24 protein-coding genes are annotated in these 22,678 nt (G+C 43.8%); 8 read left to right on the forward strand and 16 right to left on the reverse strand.

Going from position 1 to position 22,678, the window contains the following annotated elements:
- Positions 1–6: 6 nt before the first annotated feature.
- The 4 genes from leuB to leuC all read right to left on the reverse strand — a co-directional run bounded on the left by leuB (position 7) and on the right by leuC (position 3,785).
- On the reverse strand, positions 7–1,083 hold the full coding sequence (leuB, locus tag ACN0VI_RS09915) for a 3-isopropylmalate dehydrogenase (protein ID WP_417446677.1): 1,077 nt from the start codon (positions 1,081–1,083) through the stop codon (positions 7–9).
- 13 nt (positions 1,084–1,096) lie between these two features.
- A complete protein-coding gene (locus ACN0VI_RS09920) occupies positions 1,097–1,474 on the reverse strand; it encodes a hypothetical protein (RefSeq protein ID WP_417446678.1) in 378 nt (125 codons plus the stop codon).
- A gap of 236 nt (positions 1,475–1,710) precedes the next feature.
- Complete coding sequence (gene leuD, locus ACN0VI_RS09925; RefSeq protein ID WP_417446679.1) at positions 1,711–2,352, reverse strand: 3-isopropylmalate dehydratase small subunit; 642 nt, start codon at positions 2,350–2,352, stop codon at positions 1,711–1,713.
- The gene (gene leuC, locus ACN0VI_RS09930) at positions 2,352–3,785 is read right to left on the reverse strand and encodes a 3-isopropylmalate dehydratase large subunit (protein ID WP_417446680.1); all 1,434 of its coding nucleotides are present in this window, start codon (positions 3,783–3,785) and stop codon (positions 2,352–2,354) included. The genes leuD and leuC overlap by 1 nt, the downstream gene beginning before the upstream one ends.
- 234 nt (positions 3,786–4,019) lie before the next feature.
- Here leuC and ACN0VI_RS09935 point away from each other — a divergent pair, with 234 nt between their 5' ends.
- Positions 4,020–4,883: a LysR family transcriptional regulator gene (locus ACN0VI_RS09935; RefSeq protein WP_331892482.1), complete on the forward strand. Its 864-nt coding sequence runs from the start codon at positions 4,020–4,022 to the stop codon at positions 4,881–4,883.
- Between the two features lie 159 nt (positions 4,884–5,042).
- On the opposite strand, the gene ACN0VI_RS09940 is transcribed toward ACN0VI_RS09935, so the two are convergent.
- Both ACN0VI_RS09940 and ACN0VI_RS09945 read right to left on the reverse strand, forming a co-directional pair.
- Positions 5,043–5,246, reverse strand: a complete 204-nt coding sequence (locus tag ACN0VI_RS09940; RefSeq protein ID WP_331892483.1) for a DUF3185 family protein — start codon at positions 5,244–5,246, stop codon at positions 5,043–5,045.
- A 72-nt stretch (positions 5,247–5,318) separates the two neighbouring features.
- Positions 5,319–6,593, reverse strand: coding sequence for a dipeptidase (locus ACN0VI_RS09945; protein WP_417446681.1), 1,275 nt, complete (start codon positions 6,591–6,593; stop codon positions 5,319–5,321).
- 77 nt (positions 6,594–6,670) lie between these two features.
- Here ACN0VI_RS09945 and ACN0VI_RS09950 point away from each other — a divergent pair, with 77 nt between their 5' ends.
- The 3 genes from ACN0VI_RS09950 (at position 6,671) to pdxH (ending at position 9,214) form a co-directional block, all read left to right on the forward strand.
- The gene (locus ACN0VI_RS09950) at positions 6,671–6,943 is read left to right on the forward strand and encodes a DUF3820 family protein (protein ID WP_417446682.1); all 273 of its coding nucleotides are present in this window, start codon (positions 6,671–6,673) and stop codon (positions 6,941–6,943) included.
- Positions 6,944–7,108: 165 nt separating this feature from the next.
- On the forward strand, positions 7,109–8,476 hold the full coding sequence (locus ACN0VI_RS09955) for a DEAD/DEAH box helicase (protein WP_331892487.1): 1,368 nt from the start codon (positions 7,109–7,111) through the stop codon (positions 8,474–8,476).
- Between the two features lie 102 nt (positions 8,477–8,578).
- Complete coding sequence (pdxH, locus tag ACN0VI_RS09960; protein ID WP_417446683.1) at positions 8,579–9,214, forward strand: pyridoxamine 5'-phosphate oxidase; 636 nt, start codon at positions 8,579–8,581, stop codon at positions 9,212–9,214.
- 94 nt (positions 9,215–9,308) lie between these two features.
- Here pdxH and ACN0VI_RS09965 read toward each other — a convergent pair whose 3' ends face one another.
- The 3 genes from ACN0VI_RS09965 to ACN0VI_RS09975 all read right to left on the reverse strand — a co-directional run bounded on the left by ACN0VI_RS09965 (position 9,309) and on the right by ACN0VI_RS09975 (position 11,043).
- On the reverse strand, positions 9,309–9,518 hold the full coding sequence (locus tag ACN0VI_RS09965) for a cold-shock protein (protein ID WP_331892489.1): 210 nt from the start codon (positions 9,516–9,518) through the stop codon (positions 9,309–9,311).
- A gap of 230 nt (positions 9,519–9,748) precedes the next feature.
- Complete coding sequence (locus ACN0VI_RS09970) at positions 9,749–9,985, reverse strand: hypothetical protein (protein ID WP_417446684.1); 237 nt, start codon at positions 9,983–9,985, stop codon at positions 9,749–9,751.
- On the reverse strand, positions 9,982–11,043 hold the full coding sequence (locus ACN0VI_RS09975; protein ID WP_417446685.1) for a 4-phosphoerythronate dehydrogenase: 1,062 nt from the start codon (positions 11,041–11,043) through the stop codon (positions 9,982–9,984). The genes ACN0VI_RS09970 and ACN0VI_RS09975 overlap by 4 nt, the downstream gene beginning before the upstream one ends.
- Before the next feature lie 97 nt (positions 11,044–11,140).
- Here ACN0VI_RS09975 and folE point away from each other — a divergent pair, with 97 nt between their 5' ends.
- Together folE and mnmD are read left to right on the forward strand one after the other, a co-directional pair.
- Positions 11,141–11,698 (forward strand): GTP cyclohydrolase I FolE, encoded by a 558-nt coding sequence (gene folE / locus ACN0VI_RS09980; protein ID WP_331892493.1) that lies wholly within the window; start codon positions 11,141–11,143, stop codon positions 11,696–11,698.
- A 9-nt stretch (positions 11,699–11,707) separates the two neighbouring features.
- The gene (mnmD, locus tag ACN0VI_RS09985) at positions 11,708–13,627 is read left to right on the forward strand and encodes a tRNA (5-methylaminomethyl-2-thiouridine)(34)-methyltransferase MnmD (RefSeq protein WP_417446686.1); all 1,920 of its coding nucleotides are present in this window, start codon (positions 11,708–11,710) and stop codon (positions 13,625–13,627) included.
- Between the two features lie 67 nt (positions 13,628–13,694).
- Here mnmD and ACN0VI_RS09990 read toward each other — a convergent pair whose 3' ends face one another.
- Complete coding sequence (locus ACN0VI_RS09990) at positions 13,695–14,492, reverse strand: putative porin (RefSeq protein WP_417446687.1); 798 nt, start codon at positions 14,490–14,492, stop codon at positions 13,695–13,697.
- Between the two features lie 307 nt (positions 14,493–14,799).
- On the opposite strand from ACN0VI_RS09990, the gene ACN0VI_RS09995 reads away from it, so the two are divergent.
- Entirely contained in the window at positions 14,800–15,057 is a 258-nt protein-coding gene (locus ACN0VI_RS09995; RefSeq protein WP_417446688.1) for a DUF5676 family membrane protein, read from the forward strand.
- A gap of 241 nt (positions 15,058–15,298) precedes the next feature.
- On the forward strand, positions 15,299–16,333 hold the full coding sequence (locus ACN0VI_RS10000) for a hypothetical protein (protein WP_417446689.1): 1,035 nt from the start codon (positions 15,299–15,301) through the stop codon (positions 16,331–16,333).
- A gap of 81 nt (positions 16,334–16,414) precedes the next feature.
- On the opposite strand, the gene ACN0VI_RS10005 is transcribed toward ACN0VI_RS10000, so the two are convergent.
- The 6 genes from ACN0VI_RS10005 to ACN0VI_RS10030 all read right to left on the reverse strand — a co-directional run bounded on the left by ACN0VI_RS10005 (position 16,415) and on the right by ACN0VI_RS10030 (position 22,672).
- Positions 16,415–17,287, reverse strand: coding sequence for a pirin family protein (locus tag ACN0VI_RS10005; RefSeq protein WP_331889393.1), 873 nt, complete (start codon positions 17,285–17,287; stop codon positions 16,415–16,417).
- Between the two features lie 99 nt (positions 17,288–17,386).
- Positions 17,387–18,103 (reverse strand): ABC transporter permease, encoded by a 717-nt coding sequence (locus ACN0VI_RS10010; RefSeq protein ID WP_331889395.1) that lies wholly within the window; start codon positions 18,101–18,103, stop codon positions 17,387–17,389.
- A gap of 2 nt (positions 18,104–18,105) precedes the next feature.
- A complete protein-coding gene (locus ACN0VI_RS10015) occupies positions 18,106–19,998 on the reverse strand; it encodes a monovalent cation:proton antiporter-2 (CPA2) family protein (protein WP_331889397.1) in 1,893 nt (630 codons plus the stop codon).
- A complete protein-coding gene (locus ACN0VI_RS10020) occupies positions 19,998–20,561 on the reverse strand; it encodes an NAD(P)H-dependent oxidoreductase (RefSeq protein ID WP_331889399.1) in 564 nt (187 codons plus the stop codon). Before ACN0VI_RS10020 ends, ACN0VI_RS10015 begins: the two co-directional genes overlap by 1 nt.
- Before the next feature lie 456 nt (positions 20,562–21,017).
- Entirely contained in the window at positions 21,018–22,139 is a 1,122-nt protein-coding gene (locus ACN0VI_RS10025) for an ATP-NAD kinase family protein (protein WP_417446690.1), read from the reverse strand.
- The gene (locus ACN0VI_RS10030; RefSeq protein ID WP_417446691.1) at positions 22,127–22,672 is read right to left on the reverse strand and encodes an elongation factor P hydroxylase; all 546 of its coding nucleotides are present in this window, start codon (positions 22,670–22,672) and stop codon (positions 22,127–22,129) included. The genes ACN0VI_RS10025 and ACN0VI_RS10030 overlap by 13 nt, the downstream gene beginning before the upstream one ends.
- Between the last annotated feature and the right edge of the window lie 6 nt (positions 22,673–22,678).

Raw genomic sequence — 22,678 nt, forward strand, 5'->3', positions numbered from 1 at the left:
TGACCCTTATTTCAGAGCAGCTAATACTGCATCGCCCATTTCACTGGTCGATACCAACTTCATGCCGTCAGTATAAATGTCACCGGTACGGTAACCTTGATCCAGGACAGTAGAAACCGCATTTTCAATTTTGTCTGCTAAAGCTTCTTCGCCGAAACTATGACGCAACATCATCGAGACTGACAGAATAGTTGCTAGTGGATTCGCTTTATTCTGGCCAGCAATATCTGGCGCACTACCATGAATCGGTTCATACATACCCTTGCCGTTGGCATCCAAACTGGCCGAAGGCAACATACCAATCGAACCCGTCAACATAGCGGCGCAATCGGACAGAATATCACCGAACATATTGCCGGTTACCATCACATCGAACTGCTTCGGCGCACGCACCAATTGCATAGCCGCGTTATCCACATACATATGCGTCAACTCGACTTCTGGGTACTCTTTACCAACACGCGTCATCACTTCACGCCACAACTCAGTCACTTCAAGTACATTGGCTTTGTCCACTGAACATAAACGCTTGTCACGCAACATAGCCGCGCGGAAAGCCACATGAGCAATGCGCTCGATTTCGCTTTCGCTGTATACGTACGTATTAAAACCTTCGCGCTCGCCATTATCCTTGGTGCGAATACCGCGAGGCTGACCAAAATAAATGCCGCCGGTTAATTCACGAACGATCAACATATCAAGACCAGAAACCAGCTCAGGTTTTAAGCTTGAAGCACTCGCCAATTGTGGATACAAAATCGCAGGACGCAGGTTACCGAACAGCTTTAATTCAGAACGCAGTTTTAACAACGCCTTTTCAGGACGAACCGCAATTTCATACTGTTCCCATTTAGGGCCGCCCACCGCGCCCAATAATACTGAGTCTGCCTGATGCGCCTTTTCAAGCACCTCGTCAGTCAAAGGGACGCCATGCTCATCAAAAGATGAACCGCCCACCAGATCAGATTCATAAGCCATATCCAAACCATGATCAGCAATCAACGCATCCAATACACGCGTCGCCTGACCTACAATCTCCGGACCAATACCATCGCCCGGCAATACCAAAATTTTCTTAGTCATAATTCAACTCAATTTAATTGTTTGTTGTATATTCAATTGCTGTATAGAACGGAGTCTTATCACCAATATATGAAAATTGTCGCTTCATTTCACTCAAAAAACATGCAACGAATGCGTTCTCAGGTTGATGCCATACTTGATCCACTTTACCCGACGCATCAAGACTCACAACTACCGTAAATATCTCTGCAAAACTACCTGTTCTATTAATACAGACAGGGATTGCCTTACCCAACAACTCACCTTGGGCCTTCATTAAACGATAAGTATCCTGCTGTCCTAAACTTGACTCCATACTATGCGCTTTAGATAGCGCTTGGTCGAAACTCAAGTCTGTGGTTTGAGCAGAGGCAGTTCCCATTAAAACCAATAAAAAAAACATCCATTTCATAATTATTCTCTCTAGTTGATAACTTGATGAGTAAAGTTCACTGCGAAGGCTACTTTTGTAGAACGGTGCGTCACGACGCACCCTACATTCAACTTATAGTTTGACTTTTCAATCAAAAAAACGCTGAGACATTGTTTAAAGGCGAGGCATTAAGAGTTTCTAATGGGGAGTTAACGTTCAGGTTAATGACCCAGAAAAACCCTTAATAACAAAGCCAAAGAGCAATTTAACGCATTTTACGATTGAAAAAGCCAAGGCGCGCGTTTCTTACGCTCGTTCTCATAAGCAGTAATCGCCGCTTCTTGCTGCAAGGTAATACCAATATCATCCAGGCCGTTCAACAAGCTGTGTTTACGATCTTGCTCAACCTCAAACTTGATCACTTCGCCATTGGGGCGAGTAACTGTTTGTTGTTCAAGATTAATATCCAGCTTGTAGCCTTCGTTCGCTTCGGATTCTTTAAACAGCAAATCAACGGTTTCGTGATCTAAAACTATCGGTAAGATACCGTTTTTGAAGCAGTTATTGAAGAAGATATCCGCGAAACTTGGCGCAATAACGGCTTTAAAGCCATAATCTTCCAATGCCCATGGCGCGTGCTCACGGCTTGAGCCACAACCAAAGTTTTCACGCGCCAGTAAAATGGATGCCCCCTGATAGCGCGGAAAGTTCAAAACGAAGTCTGGGTTAATAGGACGCTGTGAATTGTCCATACCGGGTTCGCCATGATCCAGATAACGCCACTCATCAAATAAGTTCGGGCCAAAGCCACTGCGCTTAATGGATTTCAAAAACTGCTTGGGAATAATCGCATCAGTGTCGACGTTGGCACGGTCTAAAGGCACCGTTAAGCCTGTGTGTTGAGTAAAGGCTTCCATTAGTTAGCACCTCCATTAATCGGTTGCAGTTCTAATTCACGAACGTCGGTGAAGTGACCATAAACAGCTGCCGCGGCGGCCATTCCAGGGCTAACCAGATGGGTACGTCCACCCTGCCCTTGGCGACCTTCGAAGTTACGGTTTGAGGTTGAAGCACAATGCTCACCTGGCTCCAAACGATCAGCATTCATCGCCAAACACATGGAGCAACCTGGCTCACGCCATTCGAAACCAGCTTCGGTAAAGATTTTGTCCAAACCTTCCGCTTCGGCCTGCTCTTTAACCAGACCAGAACCTGGAACCACCATCGCTAATTTAACGCTGGCAGCTACTTTGCGACCTTTTGCCACAGCTGCTGCTTCGCGTAAATCTTCGATGCGCGAGTTAGTACAGGAACCAATAAAGACTTTATCCACGGGAATTTGCGTGATTGGCATATCCGCTTTCAAATCCATGTATTTCAATGCACGCTCAATACCCTCTTGCTTAACCGGGTTTGATTCTTTGGCTGGATTTGGAATAGTGCCGGTGACTGGCTTAACCATTTCTGGAGAAGTACCCCAGGTCACTTGTGGAATGATGTCTTCAGCTTTTAATTCAACCACTTTATCGAAGTGCGCATCCGGATCCGTTTTCAGCTCTTTCCAGGCTTCAACCGCCATATCCCAATGCTCGCCTTTTGGTGCGAATGGACGACCTTTCACGTATTCAATGGTCTTTTCATCAACAGCGACCAGACCAATACGGGCACCGGCTTCGATGGCCATATTACAGATAGTCATACGGCCTTCCATCGACAAATCTTCAATCGCAGAACCAGCAAACTCGATAGCATGACCATTACCGCCCGCAGTACCAATTTCACCAATCACCGCTAACACGATATCTTTTGCGGTTACGCCATGACCTAGCTTGCCATCAACTTTGACCAGCATGTTCTTCATTTTCTTCTGGCGCAAACATTGAGTCGCTAGCACGTGCTCAACTTCTGATGTACCCACACCAAATGCCATCGCTGCAAATGCACCGTGGGTAGCAGTGTGCGAATCACCACAGACCATGGTTAAACCCGGTAACGTGTAGCCCTGCTCAGGACCAATCACATGCACGATACCCTGACGAATATCGTCCATCTTAAATTCAGTGACACCGTATTCATCACAGTTATCATCCAGAGTTTGCACCTGAATGCGTGAAATTGGATCTGCAATGCCTTTTGTTCTGTCTGTGGTAGGAACATTGTGATCCGGCGTCGCTAAATTAGCTTCAATACGACGCGGTTTACGACCCGCCAGTTTCAAGCCTTCAAAAGCCTGTGGCGAAGTGACTTCGTGTAACAATTGACGGTCGATATAGATCAACGCAGAACCGTCGTCATTTTGCGCGACAAGATGGTCATCCCATAACTTGTCAAAAAGGGTTTTTGCTGCCATTTGGCACCTCTATTATCTTAAAAAAGCGTCTTTATAAAAAAGAGTATGTATAAAAAAAGAGTCTTGAGTTAGGTTAATGTTGGCCGTCAGGCTTGCCTATTGAATGCTGTTATTACGCAAACTCAGGCATGAGAGTGTCCTGACAGTGACAACTATCACTTGAGCATAATAGAGCTTCGCTTATAATAACTCAAATTCATTAATTTCATTAAGTTAATAACCCAAAGGAATGACATGGATACAGATTTACTGAAAACCTTTCTAAGCGTTGCCAGCATTGGCTCCTTTACCTTGGCTGCCAAAAAGCTACAGCTGACCCAGCCTGCTTTGAGCAAACGAATTAAAAGGTTGGAAGCTATTGTTGGTACCAATTTGTTTGACCGAGTCGGTAACCATGTTATCGAAACGGAGGCTGGGCGACTATTACGTGAACAGGCCCCAGCCATACTTGGTAGCATTGATAGCACCTTTCAGGATATCAGAGACCTCACCGGCAAAGTCAGCGGTCAACTGCATATTGGCACCAGCCACTATATTGGATTGCACCTGCTGCCCGATTACCTTGAGCAATATATTGACACTTATCCTGAAGTGGATCTCAATATTGACTTTATTGACTCGGAACTGGCTTATGATCGAGTACTTAGCGGGGATCTTGAACTGGCACTACTGACCTTCCCCTCTCAAGCTAACCCACGATTAGAACATCAACTTATTTGGCAAGAAGCGTTGCAAATAGTGTGTCACTGCGACTATGAGCTGCTTAACCACCAAGAGCCCATGAGCCAACTCAGCGACTACCCCTGCATTTTGCCGCCAGCTCACACCTTCCCCCGAGAGCTGTTTGAACATCAGCTGGAAGCACTTGGCGTGCATCTGGGCAAAGTCAAAACCGCTAACTATCTGGAAGTGATTGCAAAATTGGTCGCCTGCAAAATGGGCTGGACCTTATTACCGGAGCGGTTGGTCAGTGAGCCATTAACACTTATCGGAGAGTCAGAACAACTCTCCGTTCGTAGCATGGGCATCATTTATCGCACTAATAAAACCCTCTCCAATGCCGCGCAGGCGCTGGTCGATTTGTTACATACTAACTAAGTTAAATTTCGAAAGTTCAATAGTTGGGCAGAAGTGGTAACTGGATTATGAGAAAGAAAGAGAATGACCTGAAACTGGTTGATTGCCAGAGTGGAAAAACGTCATACCACTCTTAACAGTGGTATGACGCTAGTAAAACAATATAATAAATTTTAAAATTTACTTCTTACTAAAGGCTAACTGCAAAATTCCGACCAAGCCTAGTACACCACCGCCAATCATTAACCAGGTGGCTTTATCTGAAAAAGATCCAGTCCAAGCTTCGCGTATTTGCTCCCCTGCTGCCTGCGACATATTATAGCCCCATACAAATAGAGCGATTCCAACGACCAGTAGAACTACTGCCATAATCTTTTTGTTCATAGTTGTTTCCCCTTTTATGATATTAGTTGTTTAGTACACCAACTATCATAAAGAATTTCAAGCAGTTAGCAATTATTGTTGCTGGGCATGGTTCTCAACCTGAGTCCAAACGCGAAGTAGGTTTCCAGACAAAATCTTGGCTATATCGTCTTCGCTGTAGCCTCGCACCAACAATCCTTCAATCAAATTCGGATAAGTTGAAACGTCTTTAAGGCCTGTTGGAAGACTATCACCAACACCGTCATAGTCCGAACCGATACCCACATAATCCACGCCGACCAAGTCAATCACATGATCAAAATGATTAAGGACAATCGCCAGATCTGCAAACTCAAACGGCTTTTCAGCGCGGTACTGTTCCGTAAACGTCATAACACTTTCATGCTCAACTGAAACACCGTTTTCATCCATAAACTTCTGGCGCGCCTCTTTGTAAGCATCATAGTTATCACGTGATGCCTGTGAGACAAAAGTAGAACCGAAATTGATAAATATAACGCCACCTTTTTCAGCAAGAGCTTTAATCATTTCGTCGCTCATGTTGCGCTCGAAACCAGGTGTGAACTCACGTGCCGAAGAATGGCTGGCGATGACTGGAACTTCAGATACTTCAAGCACGTCATAAAAGGCTTTATCCGATAGATGCGACACATCCACCATCATACCCAGACGATTCATTTCCTTGACCACTGCACGACCAAAGTCGCTCAATCCATCGTTCGGACGGGCTTCGTCATAAGAAGAGTCCGATAGATGGTTGCTCAGCGAGTGCGCCAAAGTAATGTAACGAATACCTCGCTTAAAAAAATGTTCAACATTGGCTAAGTCACCTTCTAAAGGCGAACCATTTTCCATGCCCATTGGCAGTGACATAACGCCCTGCCTAAAGTTACGCAGTAAGTCACCTGGCGAAAGAGCAATAGCAAACTTCTCGGGTGAATCAGCGGCCATTTTCTCAACCATATCTATCAGCTGTTCAGCCTGCGCTTTGCTGCCGCCCTTTTCTTCTAAGTCAGCAGGTGTATAAATCGACATGAAAGGCGCATCTAAGCCGCCCTTAACCGCACGCGGATAATCAAAGTCCCCGCCTTCGGTCGACCCACTGACATCATCATATTTTTCCAGTAATCGGTATGGCACATCGACATGAGTATCAGCGATAATATATTTTTTACTGATTTCTTCTGCTTTAGCACTGAAATCTACCGGTTTATCCGAAACCTCTACTTCAGCGACAACTTCAAGGTTGCTGACAGCTTCATCTGTCGCTTGCTCTTCTTGCTGGCAAGCAGTAACCACAGATAACGAAAGCGCTAGCAGTAATAATTTTAAAAACATGCTTTTCATAGTTTCTCTCTTGACTTTAAGACTCTATAGCATCATAAACACTCATACTCAGATTGCAATCCACAACCTATACCTCTATGCCCGAAACAAAGCCTACAGCACAGCCGCCATCACAAGCCTCTCCACAACAAGAGCTCATCGACGCCATTAACCAGGTCATGCCTTTCGGAAAATACCAGGGACGTCGTTTGCTGGAGCTGCCAGAACCCTATTTAGTCTGGTTTAACAAAGAAGGCTTCCCCAACAACAAGCTAGGTCGTCAATTAGCGCTTATTTATGAAGTAAAACTTAATGGTCTTGAGGGTATGCTGAAGCCTTTGCTAAAGAGTAAAACACAAAGGCATCCGTAGGGGCGAACGGTGTTCGCTCGAAAGACCCCATTTACGCACAGGCAATTCATGAATTACTCCTAAACTTTAGAGCTACCCTCTCCTCTTCAGCTGTAAAAACCGCATTAAAAATGAACACCCCACAAAATTTAATGCTAAAATACCGCCAGATATTTTCAACCGGATATGCATGTGTCAGAGACATCTATTTTTCAGGAACTCCATTCTGGACTACAAAAAGCGTTACAAAAGTTAAAACATCACACTCCAACTGAAGTTCAGGATAAGACCATTGAGCCCATTCTTGATGGGCAAGATCTTATGGTCAGTGCTGAAACGGGCTCTGGGAAAACGGCGGCCTTCTTGCTACCGATCATCCATAATTTATTGGAAAAGCCTTCGCGACATACAAGCACACGTGTTTTGATTCTTGCACCAACGCGCGAACTTGCGCGTCAGATAAATAAGCAGGCCAAAGATCTGTCGCAGTTTACCCAGATTAAAACGGGATTGATTATCGGTGGCGCTGATTACAAATATCAACAAGCTCTTTTCCGTGATAACCCTGAAATCATTATTGCTACACCGGGGCGCATGCTAGAGCATTGCGAAAAGCAAGGCGCAGATCTTAATGATCTCGAGTATCTAGTGATTGATGAAGCGGACAAAATGTTTGAGATGGGCTTTACTGATGATGTACAAGCCATTGCTGGCTATTGCAGCCCACAGCGTCAAACACTTTTATTCTCCGCCACTTTGAAGAGTAAAGGCATACAGCATTTAACTGACTACCTAATGAATGATCCCCAAGCGATTGTTCTTAATTCTTTTGAAGCGAAAAATGATTCCATTGAGCAATTCATTATCACCGCTGATGATTTAGTTCATAAAGAAAAACTAACTCAGTGGCTATTAGCCAATGAAGACTATCGTAAGGCGATTGTGTTCTGTAATACCAAAGAGCAGGTTGATCGACTGGGCGGTCTGATTCGTTACCACAAGATCGCTGCCGGTACTTTGCATGGCGATATATCACAAAGCATTCGAAATCATGTTATGACTCAATTTCGTGATGGAAAAGTAAAGGTATTGATTGCTTCAGATGTAGCTGCTCGTGGTATTGATGTTAAAGATATTGACCTGGTCATCAACTTTGATATGGCCCATAACGCTGAAGATTATATTCACCGTATCGGGCGTACTGGACGAGTTGCTGAAACAGGCACCGCAATTTCGTTAATCAGTCACCGCGAATGGAATCTAATGGCAGCCATCGAAAAAGCAATCAGCGGTAGTTTCCAGCTACGAAGCATTAAAGAGCTTCCAGCTAACTATAAAGGCCCGAAGAAATTAAAATCTAGCGGCAAAGCAGCCGGTAGTAAAAAGAAGAAAGACGGCGCAAAAAAACTGACTGCACGCGAAAAGAAGCGTTTAGAGAAAAAGCAAAAGAAGAAAGTAACGGGTTCACCAGCCTCTCCATCAGAGAAAGCAAAGAAAAAATTTGGGGCCGTTATGGTTGATTCCGGTGATGCTCCAATGAAGAAAAAATCCTGATTTTGCGAGGCTACACTTAGTGAGCAATTTGATTAAGGGGCTTGCACTTTACTGAACGAGCCCTTTAATATCAGGACAACTTTAAATAATTGAATCGATACTATGGCAATAGATGATCTGCGGCGCGAATACCTGCTGACCAAACTCCATCGCTCAGATCTGTTGGATAACCCCATTGAGCAGTTTCAGCTTTGGTTACAGCAAGCTATCGACTTTGAATTAAATGACCCAACAGCGATGGTACTCAGCACTGTTGATGAGCACCAGTCTCCGAGCCAACGCATTGTTCTGCTTAAAGATGTGAGCGATAAAGGTTTTGTTTTCTATACCAACAGCCAAAGCCAGAAAGCACAACAGATTGCACAGAACCCAAAGGTCAGCCTCTACTTTCCCTGGCATAAAATGGAACGTCAGGTTTCAATCAAAGGGGTCGCCGAAAAACTAGGCATTAAAGATACTCTGGCTTACTTTGCAAAAAGACCGAGAGAGAGCCAGATTGCAGCCTGGGCTTCGCAACAGAGTCGACCAATCAAAAGTCGTGAATTACTGGTGCAACAGTTTGAGAAAATGAAAATTCGCTTTGCTAAGGGTGAAGTACCCTTGCCGGACTTCTGGAGCGGTTATCGAGTGAAATCTCAAAGTATTGAGTTTTGGCAGGGTGGCGCGCATCGCCTTCATGATCGTTTTGTATATACGAGCACAGACAGCGGCTGGAATATTGAACGATTGATGCCTTAACAATAAATTTAAACTTTTCAGTCAGGCATAAAAAAAGCAAGCACTAGGTGCTTGCTTTTTCGTATTACGATTTAATACTGTGTGTTAATCAGTATTAAAGAGCAGTAATGTTTTCAGCTTGTGGGCCTTTCTGGCCGTCAGTCAAGGTAAACTCAACTTGTTGACCTTCTGCCAAAGTTTTGAATCCAGAGCTAGCAATAGCGCTGAAGTGAGCAAATACGTCTGGACCAGACTCTTGCTCGATAAAACCAAAACCTTTTGCTTCGTTGAACCATTTAACGGTTCCTTTAACTGTTTTAGACATAATAAATATCCTGTAATTTAAATATAGTGTTGCCTTCATGAGGCATGAATAGCGTGAAATACTGGCTGAGAATTTTGAAACTACAGAACGGAGTACTACGAATAAAACTGCGATTTGGAGTGTATAAATACTTAGGTCATTCTTTCTAGCTGTGGTCAGCTTATAGTAGTTTGAATTATTGTCAACATATATCGCTGAATTAAGTCTTTTATTTGCAAGTTCGGATAATCCTAACTGCGATATATATCCACCAGCAGGACAATGAAGCCGCCAATCATGCTGACTAAGCCAGCAATGACGAGGAAAAGTGCGATAAGACCTACGAATACCTGGAAACCACCCTCGGGCAAAAAAGCTGAACCCCACAATAGAGGCAAACCGATAAAAAGTGCCAACACTAAACTAAGGATGACAATTTTCCAGCCACGAGGAATACGGCTGGTAATGATGTACTCAATAGGGTTCACTCTAACTCCAAAAATTCTAAGCGCTGCGGGTAATTTTTTCGCAGATTATCAAACTCCGCGGCAATAGTCGCCCCCGCTAGCCGCATTTGCTTATCATCTTGTTGAATATCGTAAAAAGGCTGTAGGCTCTGGTACAGTTTGTTCGACTCGGATTTTAACTGCTGCGGTAAGCTCCACTTAGTTGCCGCTGGCAGCAAGGATATAAGCTCTATTGCCGGTTCAATGCCCTGCCACTGACAGAACGCCTGGTAAAGCTGGTAGGTACCTCTAATCTTGCCTTCTTGCGTATAGCCGGCAATATGCGGCGTTGCAATTAATGTTTGCTCCAGTAGCTCATGGTTAACGTTCGGCTCGTTTTCCCAGACATCGAGGATAAAGTCGATGTTTTGACCAATTTGCTTAGATTGTAGTGCCGCCTGATTATCCAACACCGCACCTCGCGAGCTGTTGATCAATAAGCTGCCTTCAGCCATACCCGCAAGAAATGTCTGATTGATTAAATGATAGGTGGGGTGTTTGCCAGCTTTGGTCAGTGGCACGTGGCATGTAACCACATCACACTGTTGAATAGCTTTTAAAGCAACGAATTGGCGGGAATCACCCTGTTCCTCTAAAGGTGGGTCATTCAATAAATAGTCAATGCCCAATAACTCTAAAACCTGCGCAACTTTTGAGCCCACATTTCCCGCACCAATAATCCCGACTCGACATTGAGTCAGATCTTTTTGTTGATGCTGTGCCCAGTAGGCTATCGCTGTCAAAACATACTCGGCCACAGCCTGCGCATTACAGCCTGGCGCGTAGGAAAACTGAATTCCTTGTTTTACTAAATAGTCTCGATCAATATGGTCAGTGCCAATGGTGGCGCTACCGACAAAGTTAACCTGACTAGCTTCAAGCAAGTTTTGGTTAACCTGAGTTACTGAACGAACCAATAATGCCTCAGCATCAATCAGATCCTCAGAGGTTATTTTTCGACCAGCCATTAACTTCACTTCGGCAAACTGCCCAAACAGTTCTTTGACCAAAGGCATATTTTCATCGGCAACAATTTTCATACTTAACGGTCAAGCCTTCACACAAAACTCATAATTATTTGGGTATTGTAGCGATATCTATTAGAATTACGACTGAAACGACCGCAGAGTAAGATAAATGTCTGACAAATTAGAAAACTTATACCGCGAAATCCTGGTGGAAATCGGCGAAGATATTTCCCGCAACGGTATTTTAGATACTCCCAAACGCGCTGCTAAAGCGATGAAATTCCTGACCCATGGTTATGAGCAAGATTTGAACGAAGTGGTCAATGGTGCGATTTTCGATTCTGACAATGATGCCATGGTTATCGTTAAAGACATCGAGCTTTATTCCATGTGTGAGCACCACATATTGCCATTTATTGGCAAGGTTCATGTAGGCTACTTGCCGACTGGCAAAGTGATTGGTCTTTCCAAAATTGCCCGTATCGTAGATATGTTTGCCCGTCGCTTGCAAATTCAAGAAAACCTGACCAAGCAGATCGCTCACGCGGTTCAAGATGTTACAGGCGCTTCTGGCGTTGGCGTGATTGTTGAAGCGAAGCACATGTGCATGATGATGCGCGGCGTGGAAAAGCAGAACTCGGTGATGACCAGCTCAACCATGCTCGGCCAGTTCCGCTCATCGCAAAATACTCGCCAGGAATTCTTAACCCTGATTGAGAAACGATAATACCTGACAATGCATAATGCATTTTTAGGCGTTGAGCCCGCAAACATCGAATGGCGCCCGGCCACAGTTCGAGAGGGCTCAACAGAACCAGCTCCCCTCATTCCCTACTCAAAACGATTCAATGATATCTATTTCGATACCCGCGATGGCATCGCGGAAACCGACTATGTGTTTCTCAAAAGTAATCGCCTTCCTGAACGATTTGAAAATCTGACTAGCGACCGATTTGTCATTATCGAAACGGGGTTTGGTACCGGACTTAATTTTCTTCGCACATGCAAGCTTTGGCATGAGCTTGATAATCACAAAACCAACCCTGCCGCTCAACTGCAATTTATCAGTATTGAGCAATATCCAATTGGCCCCGATGATTTGCAAAGAATGTATCAGGCACTTGATATTGAATCAGAGTTTACCGAACAACTACTGGCCCAATACCCACCTGCCATGCCCGGTGTTTATACCATCGAGCTTCCACACAATATTAAATTGACCCTGATACTTAATCCCATTGATAAAGCTCTCAAAGAATTTGCCGCGGGAGCAGACTTTAAGGTTGATGCCTGGTTTCTGGACGGTTTTGCTCCCATCAAGAATCCTGAAATGTGGGGGAAAGGCCTATTACACTTCATGGCACTGCATGGCATCAACACGGACAGCAGACAAACTACCTTTGCAACATTTACCGCGGCATCCGTTGTTCGCAAGCAACTACACCATTATGGATTTGAAGTTTCAAAACAGAAAGGTTTTGGCTCGAAGCGGGAAATGTTAGTTGGATCATTTTTGCAGAAAACAATCTCAAGCCCACACCCAACACTCGCTGATGATTATTTTCTAAAACGCGATTCATCGCATCAAAAAGTAGCGGTAATTGGCGCAGGGCTCGCAGGTTGTTCATTAGCCTATAGCCTGCATCAAAGAGGTATTGAGGTACATCTTTTTGAGAAAGGCAACAGCCTGGCCAGTGGTGCCTCGAAAATGCCTGCACTATTAGCAACACCGAATATCTCGCTTGACCATAATGCGTTTAGTCAATTGACCTTTATGGGCATGGAACACCTCCAACGCTTCTTACACAAGCACAAAGACAAACATAAACAAACTCAGCCGACGATAAACTATAGCAAAACATGTTTACAGCTTGGCAGTGAGAAATATTCTGAATGGCAACTTGAGCAATACATCAAGGTCTATCAAGGGCGCTACTGGGATCCTCAGCTACTCACATGGCGTAAGACAACAATTAATTACACAGCACACAGAGGGTTGCTGCTCCCTGGCTTTTTAGTTAATGGGCCGGCATTCTGCGAGTCGCTGATAGAGTCCATACCGCAAAAACAAATTCACTTAAATCATGCCATTGAGTCCTTAGCAGAGCTGAAAGAATTCGATCATATTATTATGGCGACAGGTCATCATAGTCTGTTAAACAAGTTAGCAGAGAATGAGCCGACACTTTCTCCTCTCAGGGGGCAATTAACGGCACTGACACAAAAACCTGAGCAGCGTTTAGGCTTAGACTATCCAATTAATTACGACGGCCATTTATTTGAATGTGGGAACCAACTGATGGTTGGTGCAACCTTTGATATGAGTTTGGACGAAAGTATCAATCTAGAAGACCGGCAAAAGAATCTACAACAGGCAAACGAACGGTTTGGCTTACATTTAGAAGATAACAAGCAGTGTACTGATTACGTTGGTATACGTGCAGCAACTTATGATCGTTATCCCTTTTGTGGCCCGCTCACTGAGCAGTCTGAAAACACGCCAATGATATGGACGAACTACGGCTTCGGAACTCGCGGTTTGTGTCTTTCGCTTTTATGCGCAGAAATAATCAGTAGCGCTATCAACCATGAGTCTCTTTCTCTGCCTAAATTCTTACTACAAAGAATCAGTCCGAAGCGTGTACAAAAAGCATAAAAAAAGCCGAGAAGCGTGAACTTCCCGGCTTTCTATGACTAACAGACTCTTAGATCAAAACAATCTATTAGAACTGAGCTCTTAAACCAATAGTGTAAGTCTCAGTCTCAACCAAATCATCTTGAGAAGCAAAGCTTGCATACAAAGCAACGTTCTCGTTGAAGAAGTGTTGAGCACTAACTTCATACAAGTCATCGTCACCTAAAGTTGCAGAAACAGAAGTTGCTTTGCTGAAGTAGTAGCTTGAACCTAACGCCCAAGTGCTACCAAAATCTGTATCAGTGAATGAAACGTTAGCTGTGAAATACTTGTCATCACCTAAGTGAGTGAAGTATTTAGAAGACAAAGTTACATAATCAGTATTGTCGTCAGTCGCCAAAGTGAAACCAAGGTAATCAGTTTCATTGATTTGGTGATTGTAAGCAGCAGAGATATTGTAAACAGTATCAGCACCGTCAGTATCTATTGCATCAACGCGAACTAACAAGTCGTCGCTGAACAAGTAACCTAATGAAAATAGAGTCGCATCATTATCAAATTTATCTTCTGCGTATCCAGCACCGATCAAGAAGTTTTCAACAAACAACTCACCAGAAACTTCAGCTGTGTAATACTCACCAGTTTCCCAGTTAGTATAAGCTGCGCCAATATTGCTGACTTTGTTGATGTATTCGAATTCGTTGTATGGACCCAATGATTCTTTTTTATCGAAGTAGTAAGTGCCATCCAGCCCTAATACATCATAAGAAGAACCAGCAACATCTACATTACTCCAGGTAATGTCAGAGATAACCTGATACTCTTCTGCAGAAACAGAAATCGCTGAAGAAAAAAGAACTGCTGTAGTAATTAATTTTAATTTCACTTTGTTAGTCTCCGTGTGTTTTATCTAAAGTGCGGCGCGGATTCTAAGCGAAGGAAACAGGATGGTCAATTAAAAACTGAACTCTTATATCTTTTTGTAATTAAAGGTTTTTTAGCCTCGATAGGATTAAATTAACTAATCCTATCGGTTAGATTTTCTTACTTTGTTTCGTTGCTATAGCTCATTGCAGTTATTGCCTTTTTACACTTTATAATGCTACCGTAACTTTCACCTACTTGAGCCAAGTCAATACTCTAATCGCTAGTTCGTTGTAACTTAGCAAGAGTATTCTGTAACAAGGAGATGTATGATGAAAATCAAACCATTAACATTAGGAATAGCAACTGCGATTGCTTTCGCCATCGTCTGGACACTATGTTTTATTTTTGTTTGGGTGCTACCATCACTATCAATGAATGTTTTTGAAGATATGATGCACAGTACTGAAATGGGTATGGAATGGCATATCAGTATGTCTGGATTTTTAGTTGGCTTGGTTGTTTGGTCTGTGTGTGGAGGATTTACAGCTTGGCTACTAGCGGTTATATACAACAAGCTTTCATAAAATAATCATAGACACATCTTTATCTACATCAGGGAAATGCAGCCTTTCGGTCATTCTAAGGGAAGAGCCTCTACCATCCAGTGCTTTGCATCCCGTTTTGTATGAAGTACTTCTTAATCTCCTGACTTGTTATTGATTATTTTTGAGATTTCACTGATTTTTTGCGAATATGTGAAAAGATATTAGATAGGATCACAAAAAACAATTTTTAAGTAGGGGAACCAAAAGGAGAAATAGAATAATGTATAGACCATTATTAGCGATTGTTTTATTAGGGGTTATTCTGAGTGGCTGTGACCAAGAGTCTGCTACCACTGAGACGAACAATTCAAATCAGCCAGAGGTAAAACCGCAATCCACCACGAATAATCAACCTGCTCTGCCCATGATAGAGTTAGCAGAGTTGCCTGCCACAGTAAATTTAGATCCCTGCCAGCTGCTATCAAAAGCAGAACTTAACGAAATTGGGTTACCCGACAAACAGCACTTTTCGCAATATGGCTGGAGCAGGCAAATTCCTAATCACAGTCCCATTACCCCATTCATAGCTTGTAAATGGCGGTCAGTGGATCAGGGTACTCCTGTTGGTTGGATTCAAGTGCAACAGATAAAGGGAGAAGTAGAACCTCAGGGAGAAGAACGTTATTCTTTGGGTGAAGCTGCCTGGAAAGGGACCTTTGAAGGCCGAGATCAGTTGATTATAAAAACGGGGGGACGATTGGTCATGGTAGTGAATCAAATTCCTTATAATAATAAATCCGAGATGGAGTCCAACATCTGGATTGCTGAGAAAGTGCTTAGTCGTTTGCAAGAAATATCAGATTCAACCCAGCCGCAATCCGCCAATATCAGTTTGCTTGGCGGACCATCACTGGATATGTGTAAAGTCAGTAATGCTGCTAAGCCTTACGAATTACTGCAAGGTGATGTTGCTTGGGCTATCCCTAGAATTGAGATTAACCATACTCCATCCTTGAAAGAGCGTCCGCAAGAAGATGGCGTTGCCTGTACCTACAGCAGTGATAGACGCGGCTCGGTGACTGTTACTTATCTGGGCAATGACGGTGTGAAGCGATGGAATAGTTATTTTGAGAAAAATGGCGACCAAGAAATGCTATCGCAATACAGTGTCGTGAGACAAAGAAACCGTCTTTATATTCCTTTAGAGAAAGGCGCAATAATGATTGAGGCGAGAGGCATTAGATATAGTGATGAAGAAATAGCTCATAAATTTAATGATATTGCTTTGGAACTGTTAAACAAACTATCATCATAAATTTTACCGCCTGAATTTATTCTATATAAAAAATAGCCTGCGCAAAGCAGGCTAAAATGACTAATTTATAGAATGGGCCTATTACTCTATTTTCCCCATTTTTCCACTTTGAAAATCGAGTATAGCTTGTTTGATTTCCTCAGGCTTGTTCATAACGAATGGACCATGACGAACGACAGGCTCTTTGATCGGTTCACCAGCAAGTAGCAGAAACTCGACGTAGTTTTCAGCGTCTGGGTCGAGTGAAAATTTAACCGCATCGCCATCGTGCAAGATAACCATTTCACCATCATCAACTTTTAGGCCATCAATTCTCAAGCCATTACCTTGAAACACATAGAGCATGGCATTAACGCCAATCTTGAGCTCTTGGGTATATGAGCTTCCGGGGTTAATAATCCAGTGCTGAAAAGTGATTGGAGTATGGGTATCAATAACTGCTTTTTTACCCATGGCTTCGCCAGCGATAATCTTAACCGATACGCGACCGTCTTCTGTTGTAGCTGTTGGGATCGATTCATCAGGGACCTCCTGATAACGCGGCGGATCCATTTTATTTTTAGCAGGTAAGTTAATCCAGATTTGAAAACCATGTACTCTGCCGCCTTTTTCCATAATTAAACTGGAAGGCATCTCAGAATGTACTACACCACTACCGGCGGTCATCCACTGAACATCACCTGGGGCAATCCGTCCACTATTACCTGCTGAATCTTTATGCTCAAAGACTCCATCCAGCATATAGGTCACGGTTTCAAAGCCACGGTGTGGGTGGTCAGGGGCACCCACGGCTTCGCCTGGCTCATATTCAGTGGGGCCCATCTCGTCAATTAATAAAAAAGGATCAACAATCCTGTCAGGGATCTGTCCTGGAAACGGACGTCGAACTTTAAAGCCGCCACCTTCCATGAGTTCCACGGCTCGCACTTTCATCAAAATGCCGCGTAAATTCATAAGGTCTCCAAATTAGAATTACACAATCTATCTTTCTACAAAATCAATCATCAACAAAGCCTGTCAATTTGATGTTTCTCTTGATGTTAAACCAACCATTTAATCCTTATGGCTATTTAACTGGGCTTTGAGTCGTAAACTTAAATATATTGCTACCGAGAATGCCGCAGAGCAAAGAATGGTTGCCATAATCACAATCTGGTAGCGCACTGCTAACAGGGGCGACACACCGGATAAAATCTGCCCTGTCATCATGCCAGGCAAAGCAACCAATCCTACCGCCAGCAGGCTATTTATCTGCGGTATCATCGCGGTGTTGAATGCTTTATTTCGAGCTTGCTCTGGTGGCTGACTAATTAATAACTCACTATCCAATCGCTCACCAGCAAGACTCAAACTATTCATGGTATTAGCCAATAACATTCCTGCAAGAGGAATCACATAACGTGGCTGATACCATGTATCTAAATGTAGCACAGCCACGATAATGAGAGCGAGAACCGATCCACATCCAAGCGCTAAGGACGCCACTAACTGTATAAAATGACGGAGGTTTTTGTCTTTTATCGGCCGCAAAGCGATCCAGCTCGAAACCAGTAGCATGAAACTTAAAACCGCCAGCCCAAGCAACCAGTTGTCGGTGGTAAATAGATAGACCAGTACAAAGCCAATAGCGATCAACTGAACTACCATTCGTACGGTGGCAATCACCAAGTCAGATAGCGGGATCGACCAGCGATAGAAAATCACGCCAACAAGCACAACAGGTAGAAGGACATAAACAAGTTCTAGATAACCAATATCAGGCAAGGTCAAAATTATGACTCTTCTTTCTTACTTTGCGATTCTTCAGCACCCTCTTCAGATGTCCAGTCGGCCATCCAGGGCTGTCGTTGCTCAACTTTATTAGCCTCTTGATCCGCCCGTAAAACCGTTTCCAGTAACTCTGCTTTTTCAGCTGCCTCCAAAATATACTGTTTATCATCTCCCCAAATATCCGACAGCTCCTCAAGGTGTTTGTTATCATAATGTAAAAAAGTTTTTGCAGCGCGGTGCGCCTGGTAATGTCGGTAGCCCAGAGCACTCAGCGCTTCCTGTCCTAACAACAATGCTGACCCCAAAGTTTCGCGAATCACGTAATCAGCACCCGCTTTCCTGGTTTCATGCGCTTCACGCCGACCTTTCGCGCGAGCAAGCACTTTGAGTTGCGGAAAATGCTCCTTACACAGCTTGGTCACCTTTAGACACTTATCCTGATTATCAACTGCTATAATCATCAACTTTGCTGTTTCTGCTCCCGCCGCCCGCAAAATATCAACATTGGTCACGTCACCATAAAAAGCCTTAGTACCAAAGCGCTTGACCAACTCTATCTGCATCACGTCATATTCTAACAAAGTTGTATTAAAACCTTGTGACCGCAATAAGCGTGAAACCACCTGCCCAAAGCGGCCATAGCCCGCCACGATAACCGGAGTTTCCCCATCATCAATTTCATCAAAATCACGACGCTCAATGTCTTTTTTCAGCATCGGTTGCAACACACGTTCAGCAAAGATAATCAAAAGCGGCGTCAGCAGCATGCTTAAAGTTACAACGACAGTCAGAATCGAAATGGTATTTTGATCCAGCACCCCATTTTGAGCAGCATAGGTTGATAATACAAACGCAAACTCACCACCTTGCGCGAGGGAGAAGGTAAATATCAAGTTTTCCAAAAGAGGCATTTTAAATTGTCGAGCCAACACACCCAGCACCGCAATTTTAACGATTAACAACAAAAGCAATAGGCCAACGATTAGCCATACCGAATCAGCCAAAAGCTCTAGATTAATACTAGCCCCAACGGTAATAAAAAACAGACCAAGCAATAAACTCTTAAAGGTGTCTAAACCGACTTCTAACTCATGTCGATATTGGCTTTCGGCTAACACAACGCCAGCCAAGAACGCGCCAAGAGCTGGAGACAGGCCTACTTTCTGCATCACCAGGGTAATGGTTATAACCAGCAACAAGGACGTTGCAATAAAAATTTCTCGAAGCCCGGTTCGAGCAATCCAGTTGAAAATTGGTGATATCAGATAGCGTCCCACTAAAATAATACCTACAACAGAACCAAGAATTAAGAAGGTCTGTTGCAAACCCAGTTCTTTAACATGTCCAACAGAAGTCGCCGCATCAACTTGCAAAGTCGACAGTAGCGGCATCACCGCAATCATCGGAATAACGATAACGTCTTGAAATAACAATACTGCAAAAGAAGATTTACCAGCATGTGTTCTAAGCAAACCTTTTTCAGAAAGAGTTTGCAGAACGATTGCTGTTGATGACAAAGCCAGCATCATGCCAATAGCTAATGACATTTTCCAATGCAAGCCAAGAATCGATACAGCAATCGCGGTAATCAATAAGGTAGTGAGCAGAACCTGCAACCCACCCAATCCTAAAATAGGAACTCGCAGCTTCCACAGCTTTTTAGGCTCAAGTTCCAAGCCAATCAGAAACAACATCATGACTACGCCAAACTCAGCAAAATGCATCACGTCACTAACGTCGTTACCTACCAGGCCCAGCGCAAATGGCCCAATGATAATCCCGGCTCCCAGGTAACCCAGCACAGAGCCCAGCCCCATTCGCTTAGCCAGCGTTACCCCTATGACTGCTGCCAACAGGAATATAAAGGTCTGGTATAAAACGCCCTGCATTTCCATTAATACCTATCCTCCTGTATTAGTGAATCATCGTCCCTTAATGACCGTAATAATTGCGCATAACGGTGTGCCTCGTCGGCAAGTTCGGAGTCGGACAAAGCCAATGCATCATACAAGACAAACGGTTTTAGAAAACGCATACCACAAAATATGGCGGTTTGTTCAAAAGGCTTAAGTAATTCTTCGACAGGGTAGTGATTAAAACCGCTAGAACCATAACTCGACTCACTGCCGCCGATAGTGACAGCATTCATCAAACACTTCCCAGACAACTGATAGCCGCCCTCGCCATAAGCAAAAGAATAATCTAATACCACGTCCTGCCATTCTTTCAAAAGTGAGGGAGAGCTGTACCAATAAAAGGGATGTTGAAAAATAACAATTTGATGTTCTTTAAGAAGTCGTTGCTCTTCTTCAACATCAATGAAAAAATCAGGGTACTTTTCGTAAAGGTCGTTAAATGTCACGCCTTCAAGATCTCGGATAGCAGAGACCATAGCGCGGTTGGCAATGGACTGCTCATAAGCGGGATGGGCAAATATGACTAAGACCCTGTTTTGCATAGTTTTTCCTTTAATACGGCCAGTAAGGCTTACTATGCTTTGAGTCTACACAAGATTGCTGGAAATATAAATTATTGCAAAACAGACAGACAAAATAAAAGCGGCCGAAGCCGCTTTCAATGTGAATCGTTAGATCCCCTTTTCCCTACCTTGGGTGGTATATCCGTATACTCGTTTCCATGTTCCTATATTCTTCCAGACTCGATTTGTAGATTGTGTAATCTCCCTGACTACGCGGGCTACTTTAGCAAATAAGATGTTTTGTACAACAAGTCAAAAATGAAGTTCGGCCAGAGAACCGTACATTAAGACTTACTTATATAGTTATAAATCAGGAAGTTAGATCAAAACTGTGTGTTTTAGGGGCTCTTCTACTAGAGTCTTTTCAGCGATCTCCGAGGAGCTTGTGAGAGATCTCGCACAAAGATAGTGGCGATAGTCGTAATAATCGAAGTTTCAGATCCGTCCAATCGGGTATAAAACTGAGTCTTCGTAGCCTGTTATAACCTTGATCGGTCCTGAAAACTCTTCATTAAGCGTTAAATCGTCACTATCAATGATTAAAGGCTTACCGTTCAGTTGCTGTAACTTAGTCTTGGTAGCAATTACAATCAGGTTATCGCGCCCAAGCTTACGCAACACCTTGGCGCTAAGTTGCTGGTTTCCACGGCCGATAATATGGCCCTGCCCACCAATAATGGTAATGATAGCTCTTACCTTGCCTGGATTATTATCAACCAACTCCAGTAGATGCTTTTCGTAAACGTCCGCCTGAACCAGCTGTTGCTGAAAAATATGGTCGATACCCAATAGAGTATTGGGTAACTTCAAAACATCCATAATCGCTGCACAGGTTGTCCCCGAGCCGATGAGGTAATGACAATCATCAACCATCTGCTCAACTATATACTCAGCGATATCCTGTACCACCAAGGCTTCAACTTCTTTGCCGCCAGACTTGGTGGACTGAACGTATCGATGCTCAGCTGGAACCTGCATTTCACCATATTTCTTGGCGCGAACATTACCCCGCCTAAAAGCATCCTCGTCAATATCCATGACTGACGTTTCGAGCAAGCTGACCAGCTCATTATTGAGCATCTGCTCAATCACCAGTCCTGCTGCCTTAGGAGTCACCGCATAGACACCAGAATGGATCTTGACTCCGGCAGGTACTCCTAACACGGGTAAATCTTCACCCACAGCTTCATAAACATTTCTAGCCGTGCCGTCGCCTCCGGCAAACAACAGCAGGTTAGCATTTTTTGTTGTAATCACTTTGGCTGCATCAATCGTATCCTGCGCTCTGGACTGGCCCTGGTACGAATAGACGCACTCATAGCTAAAGCCCATCTCTTTGAGCAAACCTTCGCCCATATCGCCTGAGGCGGTATAGAAAAATAATTTATCCTTGTAAGGCTGCAAAATTTGCAGAGCAATCCTCGCTCGATTTGTCGATTGACTGATAGCGCCGCGGGCAAAAGCCTCCTCACGGATTGCTTTGCCATCGCTGCCTTTAAGGCCCACTTTGCCACCGATACCGGCAAATGGATTAACAATAAAACCTAAATGGAACATGTTGAAATATCTGGAATTTGAATGGGGTGACCTTGTCGATAATAACGGCAAAGCATTTGAATCATACGTGTAGCGCGAGGTGGAAAACCATGCTCAAAGTAATCGTTTAAAGCTGAAAATACCTGCTCTCTGAAAGCTTTTCCATCACCAGAAGGATTGTTCAGATTATCCAGGCTAAGACGGAATGGAAGATTAGAGGCCAGTGCAAAAGCCCATTCTAATGCCTGTGGCTTTTGCTCGACCCTGAAAAACTCTTGCTGCTGCTTGGGAGTTCGACCATCAGCTGCATACCAATAACCATAATCATCCATCTGACGGCGCTTTTCGCCTGCGATGCACCAATGGGCACACTCATGCAAGGCGCTGGAAAAATAATCTTGGGTGGAAAAAATAATCGCTGGCTTATGGTCTACCGGAGCTTGATAGAAAGGTTCATCCGCACCAGCTTGCAGGCGTGTATTGCAGTCGGAAAACTCTCGATTAAAGAGTTCAACGAAGTCCTCAACTTTATGAAAGTCTTGGTTATAGATCATTTAATA

Origin of the sequence: Kangiella sp. (genome assembly GCF_048265365.1) — a bacterium.
Lineage (GTDB): Bacteria > Pseudomonadota > Gammaproteobacteria > Enterobacterales > Kangiellaceae > Kangiella.